The sequence below is a fragment of the Acinetobacter sp. CFCC 10889 genome (genome assembly GCF_003268395.1).
Taxonomy (GTDB): domain Bacteria; phylum Pseudomonadota; class Gammaproteobacteria; order Pseudomonadales; family Moraxellaceae; genus Acinetobacter.
On the sequence record NZ_LQXQ01000083.1, the window covers coordinates 1 to 10,841 of the forward strand.

Consider the following 10,841-nt stretch of genomic DNA (forward strand, 5'->3'; position numbering starts at 1 on the left):
CCTTATTTTTATCAAAATGGGGGGTTGCATTAAATTTTAAATGAGCAATCACCATTCTCAAAATTTTATTTCATCTTCATTTTCCTTTCATGTGCATGAAATTTGCATGGTTTTAAATAACTTAAAACCTAGACAATGGAGGATGAAATGAATAAAGACCCACGTATTGAAAAAATTGAAAAACTCCTCGATAAATTTGGCAATATTGCTGTAGAAGCCTTTCATTATTTAGCACTTTTTATTATCGGTTGTATGATCGCGTGGTCGGCAGTGCATACCATTATTGATATTTTAACCGTAAAAAAATACGCTACCATTGATGATATTTTATTGTTATTCATTTACTTAGAATTGGGTGCAATGGTCGGAATTTATTTTAAAACCAATCACATGCCTGTCCGTTTCCTGATTTATATCGCCATTACCGCACTGACCCGTCTCCTCATTTCCGATATTCAACATGACCATAAAGCGGATATTGATCAACTCATTATTACAGGCTCAATCCTGATTTTAGCCATTTCAATTCTGATTGTGCGCTTTGCCTCTTGGAAATTTCCTTCTGTGATTCGGGAAAAGCACCAAGATCAACCACTTCCTTATGGTAAAACGCCAAAACCTGAGGATGATGAATTGGCTTAAAAATCAAAGGTTTTACAAAAATCCACCTCACCCTAACCCTCTCCTCAAGGAGAGGGAATTATCTTAGTGATTGATATCAATTTATCTAGCGATCATTGGGAATCTGTACATAACGTCCATTTTCATAGACCCAATGCATCCCCACTTGTGGATCAGGCAAACCATAACGGCGCCAATCACTAATCAAGGTATATTGCGAACTTTTAATCATCCCATTTCCATTGACATAACCATAGCTGTTTCCAGAGTAGGTTGTCTGTGTTGGAAATTGATGATTATAAATAATCGTTACACCATTTTGTGGTGGATAGACAGGATAAGGCTGATTGGGATAATTTTGATGCGGATAATGTGGATAGCTCGGATAAGTATTACCCCATTGCCCATAACTTTGTGGTGGTCGAATCGGAATTTGTTGACTTTGGGTCAAACCATTTCGATCTGTATATTGATAAGTCGTTGTCGGAACACGATGCTGATGACGTTCAACACTACGATAGCCCGCCCAATCTCGTGCATCTGCATAAAGTGTGGTTGAAAATGTACTAAACGTCAGGATCATAGTACTCAGGTTTAATAATTTCGTCATTTCAACCTCCACAATCAAATAATTTGACCTCTATTTTAATGTTTAATTTGAGATGAATCATGGATATTTTACATACAATCTGAAATATCATTTTGGCATTCTCATGATTTCATTTAAGCCATTTAAAAGACAATCTGCTAAGATATTGTTTTTCGTTGGATGGATGCTGTACTGTGGCTGAACTGAGTTTTGACCGTTTACATCAATTTTTTTGTAAAGTACCAAGTGTGCAAAAAGCTTTTATTGACAGTTATGGTACAGATGGAAAATCAGCTTGGTGGTTTAAGTTTCAGATTAATATCGAGCATCCTTTGGCTTGGCAAACAGTGCAAGAGTTAGGTCATGTGCTGAATTATATTTCTAAAAATGAACGTCTTCCGACTCAATTCTTGCCTGTTTCTCCACCACCTTATATGAATGGTGAAGCTAAACAATTTTTAGCGTGGGTGATTCAGTGTAATCATGCTGATTTTCCACCCGATGTGGTCTGTGACTGGTTAGAAGCGCGTTTACCACAGCCAGTTGATGATGAAAGTCAGTGGAAAATTAAAACTGATTTGCACGAATTGGATAAAATCTCAGATAAAGATTTGGATAAAATGGTTCCACCAAATCCACAGCCATAACAATCTATAAAAAATAAAAAGCCAAAGTTTAACTTTGGCTTTCACTTTTAATTATTCTTCTCCAAGCCCTACAGCCTTTCTAAAATTTTGATCATTATTTTCAATACGATCTATAAGTTGCTGTACTTCTGCTGCGATTTTTGGATCTTTCTTAACTCCAATACCTTCAGCATAAGCTTGATATGCCATCGGTAAAATCTCTTCATCTCTGCTTCCATTTTGGAAGGCAATACTTGCCCATTTATAACTTTCTGGCTCATCAAGAACCCTTGCTAAATTTTGCATAGCTACGACATAACCTAATTGAGCAGCATGTAAATATAACTTTTCCGCCTGCTCTTGATCTTGTTCTTTTTTACTTTCATTGTTGTACCAAACAGCTAATGTATTCATCGCTTCCACATCATTTAGTTGAATGGCTTTTTCTAAATACTGAATCCCGAGTTTAGGATTTGGCTTTTGTTTTTCATCATCAGGATATAAATAAGCATCACCTAGTGCAGTCAAAGCAATAGGATTGTTTAATTTTGCAGCTTTTTCATACCAAGGCTTTTTATCTTTGAATTCTAAATGATCTTTTGCTATGTATATATAAGCATCGCTATAGCCTTGTTTTCCTTGCTGAATATAGAAATCTTTTATTTCTTTCTGAAGTTTTTCAGAAAATTTAGCAAATTCCTCTGCCTGATTCCAACCAATTTTATTCAAAAGATCGGTTTTTTGCTTTAAAGTTGGTTGTGCTATTTGTTTATAAGTTTGAATTTCTTTAAGTACATTATTATCATACATCTGACTAAATTCTTGCGATGATGGTGCTTTCATTTTCTTTAAATCATCATCTCCACAACTTCTTAAGCGGTAACCTGCATCCCATATATCCCCTAAACGATAACCTTGATATAGCCATTGACATTGTTCAGCGCTGAAGTTTCTATAGTTTATGGGCTGATCTAATAAATCAGACATTACAATATATGCTTTTGGGTCTTTATTTTTGATTCCCTTTGCAATCACAGGTTTTAGTGCATTGATTTCTTTTTTCATTTCAGCAGCCATATAAAAAACTTTCAATGCACTCTCATCTGACAATATTTGACTGATTGCATCCCAATGTCCTAATTTTGCAGCTTTTAAAGTCAACATTTGATACATCTTATAATTTTCAGGTACATAGCTAAATTCATTGCTAGGTGAATAATAATGACCTAACAAATACATCGCCTCAGCATCCCCTTCATCCACTGCTTTTTTCAGCAGTACAATCGCTTTTTGATGATCAATCCCCACTTTTTCACTGCCTGTTTGCAGTTCTTTGGCTTGAGTCACAAGAGGATTTTCGGCAAAAGCAAATGGTGAAATAAATATCCCACAGACAAGAATTGATTTTAATAAGGTCGTTTTGAATTTTTTCGAAGATTTATTTTTCAACATAGAAAGCTCAATTTTTTTAATTAAAATATTTTGAGCAGCAATTATGCACTGAATTGTAAAGTATTCAGTGCATAGTTTACAAATTTATAAATTAAATCAGAATGTTGACAGCCCACTCCACTCCATAAAACGATAAACACCATATTTAAACTTAGATTCATCCGCAAATTTACTATAGTCCACACTCATATTGCGACCATTCAAATTTGACCAAGCTGTATTAAAATACTGATCGGCATCAATGAAAACTTGCTGTTGCGGAGCACCGATAACACGTAAATCCGTTTCTAAATTATAATTTTTTAAATTACGTGCAGTAAAATTCGCTGAACCCAAAATCAATTCAGCAGATTGCGCATTACGTTTCACAATCATTTTGCTATGGCATTGCTCACCTTGAGTATTACACCAACGCACATCAACACCCGCATCATGCAACTCAGAAGCCACTTGGCGATTTGGAATACCATTTTTCTGGCGACCAAATGCATCTTTGTTTGGATCTAATAGAATACGTAATTTTACGCCACGTTCTTTAGCCTCAATTAAACCTTTGACAATCTTACGTTCCGACAAATAAAACATTGCTAAATCAATTTGATCATTGGCTTTAGCAGAGTCAATTAATTTCAATACAGCCTCATAAATCGCTTGCTCGGTCAGCACTTGTACTTGCGGATTGGCTTTATTTTCTGGCAATTTACCAAATACTACAAATGGTGTATCTCCACTCGACATCTGCGCCACAGGTTGTTCGGACTTCAATACATCTGTTGCAATTGCCCCATTTACCAACAATGCAACATTGGAATGGCGAGAGCTTCCATCATGTGGATTTGCCGAAGTGACAATAGTTTTCCAACCCTCGTCAGTATCAACCACAATGGTTTTACGATGATTGGCTTTAAAATTAAATAAATTTAAATAGCTACGAATCGTGATCGGCTCTTTGCCAAATGGATTATTTAACCAACCTTTTTCAGCATTATTACCCAAATCTTGACAACATAAATACCAAAAACCAGACCATGTTGGATTTGAAGTACGCAGTGGCGTAAGATTGGTTTCAATTACCTCAATCCCACCTTGACGTAATTTACGATATTGTTCAGGAGCAATACCCCCATAAACCGAATTGATTGGGTCAGTAATAAATTTAATTTCAAGGCTTGGATTGACAATTTTTTGGTTAATCAAGGCTTCCGTCAATTGATGAGTTAATGCTCTTTGCTGAATTTTAGACTCACCAACTTCACTGTTAAATAAAAACATATCAACCACAATGGTGGTTTTAGCGTGTTTAATCAGTTGCAGGATTTCATCAAAAATATGTTGATCAATCTGTTGCTTACCTTGTGCATCCATATACGTTTCATCTGCAATAAATTGCACATCAGCATGCCTTAAAGGTCCTGTAAAATTCAGCCCTTGTGGCATAGGTTTTACTGTATGATAAATCGCAGAAGATAAATAACCCAATGCCAATACAGCAAAGATTAAACCTAAATAACGACGTTTTGACCAATTCAACTTCGTGTGAATTTTATTGAAGATACGCATATTAAAAAACCTAGTCTACTGCTGTCAGACTAGGTTGAATCTCTTTTATTTTCAATAACGATTTGGTGAATGAACTTTAAATTTTAGAATTTATAGTCTACACCCACCACAAAGTTTCGTCCGATTTGTGGAATGTTCGATAAGAATGAGCTGTGTTCATAAACAGTTTCATCGAGCAAGTTATTGGCATTGAAATAAACTTTAGCGTGTTGTTTATTTGCCAATGGATATTGATATGCAATTCCAACATTAACCATATTATAGCCTTTGCTTTCCTGCTCATAAGCTGCAAATTTATCTTGGTTAAACACATGTGAATATTCGGCTGAACCTGACCAATGCTCATCAAAATCAGCATTTACACGGGTTCCTAAACGTCCAGCAGGCACTCGTGGCGCATTGTCATTGTCGATTTTACCACGCACATAGTCACCAAAAACACTTGCCTTGTAGACATCACTGAACTGATATGCAACTTCCGCTTCTGTGCCATAAAACTTCGCTTTATCTTGTGAATATTCAATCAAACGGAAATTTTCATACTGATCCAAAGTACGTGCATAAATGTAATTGTCGAACCAATTATGATACAAATGCACATGATAACTCAGTTGATCACCCTCATAATGTAGCCCTAACTCCACATTATTGGATTTCTCTTTATCCAAGTTTTCATTACCTAATTCATAAGTATTGGTGGCGAAATGTCCACCATTTGAATATAGCTCTTGTGCAGTCGGCAAACGCTGTTGATGCGATGCTGACAGAGATAATGTGTAATCTGGTTTAAACTCCCAATTTGCTGCACCCGATACAGAAAAAGCATTGCCATCATAGTCTTTTTGTTTTGAATCAATCTCGATTTTTTGATGATCAAAACGTGTGCCCAACTCCACATGCACATCACCAAACTGACGATGTTCTAAGCCAAATAAACTGTATTTTTGGGTTTTATTTGGTGCAAAAATCGCTTCTTCACCTGAAATATCCAATTTTTGCTGGCTGGCTTGTACACCCCATACCCCTTCCCACTGTGCAATTGGATTATGGACCAGCTCAATACGACCTTCATAAGCTTTACTTTCAAAAGTCGTCATGGCTTCACTGCCTTCGATTTCATCATGTTGATAATCGGTATAGCTCGCCTGTGCACGTAATTTTTTAAAACCTGCAAATGGTTCATTCAACTCAGAACGAAAATCGTAACGTTCTGTTTTTAAATCAATCCAAGGACCTGCACCTGAATGATCGTGATCATGTTCATGGTCATGTTCATGGTCGTGTGCATGATCATCATGTCCTGTATGATCATGGTCATCATGACCGCCACAATGTAAATGATCACCATGTGGATGACAGGATTCATATTCATGACTATGTCCTGGCAAACCATATTTGTCTTGGCGATTGCTATAAGAGACACCTGCAAAACCACGCTCTCCAATCCATGACAAACCGACATTGACATTGTCAGATTCAGAGAAGGTATTGCCTACACGGCGTTCTTTGTTGCTGTGTGTATGATCACCATGATCTTCAATCACCGTATAATTCGGTGCAATATAATCATTGGCTTCACGTTTTAAACCCTCCACACGCAATGCCACATTTGAACCTAAGCCCACTGTGATACCTGCATGCCCCAATTTTTCATCACTGCCTGAGTTATAACGTACACCAACATTACCACTATAACCATTTTCAGGCATGACACTTGGAATTTTAGTATCCGTGACATTCACCAAACCACCCACTGAACCTGCACCATAAAGTAATGTTGATGGTCCACGAATAATTTCAATTTTTTCTGCAAGTTGCGGATCGACTGTCACCACATGGTCGGGAGATAAACTCGATACATCCATGCTTTCAGTTGCATTTTGTGTAACTTTCACACGTGCGCCCTCTTGCCCACGAATGACAGGGCGGCTTGAACCTGCACCAAAGCTACTTGAATGTACCCCCAATTCCTGTTTGAGTGCTTCACCTAAAGTTGAGCCACCTTGCTGTAATTTTTCTTTGGAAATGGTTTGGTCTGCAACGCCAAAGTCCTGTTTAGATTGTTGCAAAGGATGTGCTGTCAAAGTCAAAGTATCGAGTTGTTGAATGCCTTCCTCATTAGCAACTTTTTTTTGCTGTGGTGTCGTTTGTTCTTCCGCCCAACTGCTTGTAGAAAATACAGTCAAAATGGATAGTGCCAAAATATGTTTTGAAAAAGACATGTTATTGCTCTCGAAGCATCATATTTTAAAATCAATGTTGTTATATTATAACATTTCATTTTATTTGCAATAAAAAACATTCTATTTCTCAGAAATCATTAAACTAACAAAGTTCTATGCTTATTTTTTGTCATTATGCCCTTTACCCTTTCTCATACTGTTTTAGCACCACCACTTTCTAAACTTTCAGCAATCGTTTGCCGATTGCGGCTTTGGCGATCGGGACAATGACACCTGATTTATATCGACTGTTGGTTAAAACAGAAATTCATTTGAATCATCGGTTTAAAGGCATCATTTATCCTGACCTTTTGGTTGGTTTATTATTCTGTTTTTTATGGTATGGCTTATATCGACCATTTATTTTTAAATTTTTGGGCTTAAATAAACCTTTAAATATCAATTCAATCTCAACTTTCATACAATTTTTTATTTGGATGGTTTTGGCAATCATCATCGGAACAGCCACACATATTATTTGGGATGGCTTAACCCACTTGGATTTTAGAACCTTTGCATTTAAAACTTTTTTAGCTCAACCCATAACACTTTTTCAGCATACTTATCCAATGCATCGTGTACTGCAAATCGGCTGTTCTGCACTTGCTTTGCCTTTTTTGGCTTGGATGGGTATACATTATTATTTTAAATATCAAACAAATGAAGTACCTTCCCTAAAAATACGGATCTTTAGCTTTTTACTGTTTTTAATTTCTTTTTTCTGCGGTTGTTTTTATTATGTCTATTTTGCAAAAAGCCAAGGTTTTGTACCACAACAAACTGACCTATATATCGCTATCGGCTTTATGATCAAAGCCTTTACTCAAGGTGCAATCACTTGTTTTACAGCAGGTTGTGTACTCTTTACTATTTTGAATCATGGGAAATATTTTACCACTAAAGATTAATTGCAGTTTAAGTCACCAAGATTTCATTCAAATCCGCTTATATTTATAGAACAAATACTGAGTTTTGAGTCTAAGTCCTTGTGACTGACTGCTCAAAGAGGCATAATCTCAGCTTACATTTTTAGGCGATACGCTGTTTACGTACTCGCTTCCTTAACCCATATAGTTGGATTTCTAACGCTATGATGCGAACTCATTACTGCGGCTCATTGACTGAAGCCCAAATCGACCAAACCGTAACTTTATGCGGTTGGGTACATCGTCGCCGTGACCACGGTGGTGTCATCTTCCTTGATATGCGTGACCGTGATGGTCTTGTACAAGTGGTGATTGACCCTGATACCCCTGAAGCATTTGCAACTGCGGACAAAGCACGTTCAGAATTTGTATTAAAAATTGTCGGTCGTGTACGTCGTCGCTATGAAGGCACAGAAAATGCCAATATGGTGAGTGGTCAAATCGAAGTTTTAGGTAAAGAAATCGAAGTTCTTGCTGCATCTGAAACACCTCCATTCCCATTGAATGATGAAAATGCCAACATTTCGGAAGAAGTACGTTTGAAATATCGTTTCCTCGATATTCGTCGTCCTGAAATGATTGACCGTTTACGTTTCCGTTCTAAATTGACCAACTTAATTCGTAACTATTTCGAAGAAAATGGCTTCTTAGATGTTGAAACACCTGTTTTAACACGTGCAACACCTGAAGGTGCACGTGACTATTTAGTACCAAGTCGTGTATCTAACGGTAGCTTCTATGCACTTCCACAATCACCACAATTGTTCAAACAGTTGTTAATGGTGGGTGGTATTGACCGTTATTACCAAATTGCTAAATGTTTCCGTGACGAAGACTTACGTGCGGATCGTCAGCCTGAATTTACTCAAATCGACGTTGAAACATCGTTCATGAGTGACGATGACATTATGGATTTGATGGAAACTTTAACCATTAAAATGTTCAAAGAACTTTTAAATGTTGAGTTCGACAAATTCCCACGTATGACTTATGCAGATGCGATGCGTGATTATGCATCTGATAAACCAGATATGCGTATTCCTTTGAAATTGGTTGACGTTGCAGAAATGATGCAAGACGTTGAATTCAAAGTATTCGCAGGTCCTGCTAAAGATCCTAAAGGTCGTATCGTTGCACTGCGTGTACCAGGTGCAGGCGCACTTCCACGTAGCCAAATCGACGAATATACTAAATTTGTTGGTATCTACGGTGCGAAAGGTTTGGCTTATATCAAAGTCAACGAACTTGAAAAAGGCATTGAAGGTCTTCAATCTCCAATCGTTAAATTCATCGAGCCAATCGTACTTGATTTGTTGAAACGTGTTGGTGCTGAAAATGGCGACATCGTATTCTTCGGTGCAGATAAAGCCAAAGTTGTAAACGATGCAATGGGTGCTTTACGTATCAAAGTCGGTCACGATATGAAACTCGCAACATGCGAGTGGGCACCGCTTTGGGTTGTTGACTTCCCAATGTTTGAAGAAACTGACGATGGCAAATGGACTTCTGTTCACCACCCATTCACACTGCCAAAATCAAGTGTTGAAGAAGTGAAGAACAATCCAGGTGCTGCGCTTTCAGTTGCGTATGACATGGTATTAAATGGTACGGAAGTGGGCGGTGGTTCACTGCGTATCTTCAACCTTGAAATGCAAAAAGCGATTTTTGAAGCGCTTGGTATTGGTGAAGAAGAAGCCGAAGAAAAATTCAGCTTCTTATTGAATGCATTGAAATTCGGTGCGCCTCCACATGGTGGTTTGGCATTCGGTCTTGACCGTTTAGTGATGTTGATGACAGGTGCATCTTCAATCCGTGACGTGATTGCATTCCCGAAAACCAAAACAGCTGAATGTCCATTGACACAAGCACCTGCACCCGTTGAACCAAATCAATTGCGTGATCTGGGTATTCGTTTACGTGAAAAACCAAAAGCTGAAACAAAAGAAGCTTAATTCTTTTAGACCAGTGAAGACCCTGCCATCGTGCAGGGTTTTTTTAATACAATGAAGTACAATATATAGATCCATACATCTATGCGGATATAAATTGAGATTCGTTCTCAAAAATGGCATACTAAGTCCGTTCTTTGACAAGGTAATTCTCCCATGGCTATGCGTCCCGATGTTCGTCGTCATACGATTATTCTTATTGCGTTTTCACTTATTCAATGGGGCTTTGTCTTATATATCCTCAACCACCAACTTTTTGATTTAGATAAATATCAACGTATTTTATTATTCTGTTTAAGCTGTTTTGGTGGTGGTTTTCTGATTATGGCATCACTGATTTATTTAGTTGTTAAAGGTAATGCTGACCGAAGTTAATTCATCACCTGCTATTATATTTTTGGTGGTGTACCAAAAAGTATGCTGGCATTAAACGAATCCATTGTTGATATAAAAGAACACTAAATCAAAGGCTTTGAAATGATTTTCAAGCTTTTTTGAGAAGTTGCAGCTTCTCCGATGACGTAAGCGACAATTATTGCCCTCAATCAACTGTTTGCATTTTTAAAGGTTGTAACAAAACTCTCCCAAGTGTCACTTGATATACATCTATAGCTCACACCTAATTGCTTTAATTTTAATTTGAGTCGTTTTGCTGTGGCTAAATTTCACTTACCGCATACATAAGCAACGATTTCATCTGTTTCTCGATGATAGGCGTAAATTAACCATTGTTTATTTGCTTATTACCGACAAAAATCCAAAACTCATCTACCTCAAGGGTTTCATAATGACTTTGCCCTGCTTGAAGATGATATTTTGATTGGCTGAGTGTACGTAAAACCTTACCGATACTCACTCTCTCAACTTCAGCTATATCTCTGACACCACTGCCTCGC

At 37.4% G+C, this 10,841-nt stretch carries 8 protein-coding genes and 2 pseudogenes; 5 read left to right on the forward strand and 5 right to left on the reverse strand.

All coding sequences use genetic code 11. The annotated features are described in order from the left end of the window. Positions 1 to 147 precede the first annotated feature (147 nt). Positions 148 to 642: a phosphate-starvation-inducible protein PsiE gene (locus AVJ19_RS19305; RefSeq protein ID WP_111861207.1), complete on the forward strand. Its 495-nt coding sequence runs from the start codon at positions 148 to 150 to the stop codon at positions 640 to 642. A gap of 85 nt (positions 643 to 727) precedes the next feature. Here the strand turns inward: AVJ19_RS19305 and AVJ19_RS19310 are convergent, their stop codons facing one another. Continuing rightward, positions 728 to 1,231, reverse strand: coding sequence for an RcnB family protein (locus tag AVJ19_RS19310; protein ID WP_111861208.1), 504 nt, complete (start codon positions 1,229 to 1,231; stop codon positions 728 to 730). A gap of 173 nt (positions 1,232 to 1,404) precedes the next feature. Between AVJ19_RS19310 and AVJ19_RS19315 the strand changes: the two genes are divergently transcribed. After that, on the forward strand, positions 1,405 to 1,857 hold the full coding sequence (locus tag AVJ19_RS19315; protein ID WP_111861209.1) for a hypothetical protein: 453 nt from the start codon (positions 1,405 to 1,407) through the stop codon (positions 1,855 to 1,857). A 51-nt stretch (positions 1,858 to 1,908) separates the two neighbouring features. Here AVJ19_RS19315 and AVJ19_RS19320 read toward each other — a convergent pair whose 3' ends face one another. The 3 genes from AVJ19_RS19320 to znuD form a co-directional block, all read right to left on the reverse strand. Continuing rightward, entirely contained in the window at positions 1,909 to 3,099 is a 1,191-nt protein-coding gene (locus AVJ19_RS19320) for a tetratricopeptide repeat protein (protein WP_162626660.1), read from the reverse strand. A 285-nt stretch (positions 3,100 to 3,384) separates the two neighbouring features. Then, entirely contained in the window at positions 3,385 to 4,848 is a 1,464-nt protein-coding gene (locus AVJ19_RS19325; RefSeq protein WP_111861211.1) for a phospholipase D family protein, read from the reverse strand. A gap of 83 nt (positions 4,849 to 4,931) precedes the next feature. Beyond that, positions 4,932 to 7,070, reverse strand: coding sequence for a zinc piracy TonB-dependent receptor ZnuD (gene znuD / locus AVJ19_RS19330; RefSeq protein WP_111861212.1), 2,139 nt, complete (start codon positions 7,068 to 7,070; stop codon positions 4,932 to 4,934). Between the two features lie 135 nt (positions 7,071 to 7,205). On the opposite strand from znuD, the pseudogene AVJ19_RS19335 reads away from it, so the two are divergent. The 3 genes and pseudogenes from AVJ19_RS19335 to AVJ19_RS19345 all read left to right on the forward strand — a co-directional run bounded on the left by AVJ19_RS19335 (position 7,206) and on the right by AVJ19_RS19345 (position 10,320). Continuing rightward, a pseudogene (locus tag AVJ19_RS19335) lies at positions 7,206 to 7,978 on the forward strand (DUF4184 family protein). Positions 7,979 to 8,160: 182 nt separating this feature from the next. Beyond that, on the forward strand, positions 8,161 to 9,948 hold the full coding sequence (gene aspS / locus AVJ19_RS19340; RefSeq protein WP_111861213.1) for an aspartate--tRNA ligase: 1,788 nt from the start codon (positions 8,161 to 8,163) through the stop codon (positions 9,946 to 9,948). 153 nt (positions 9,949 to 10,101) lie between these two features. Continuing rightward, positions 10,102 to 10,320, forward strand: a complete 219-nt coding sequence (locus tag AVJ19_RS19345; RefSeq protein WP_111861214.1) for a hypothetical protein — start codon at positions 10,102 to 10,104, stop codon at positions 10,318 to 10,320. Positions 10,321 to 10,371: 51 nt separating this feature from the next. On the opposite strand, the pseudogene AVJ19_RS19350 reads toward AVJ19_RS19345, so the two are convergent. After that, positions 10,372 to 10,841 (reverse strand): annotated as a pseudogene (locus AVJ19_RS19350) (IS1 family transposase); the annotation flags it as partial.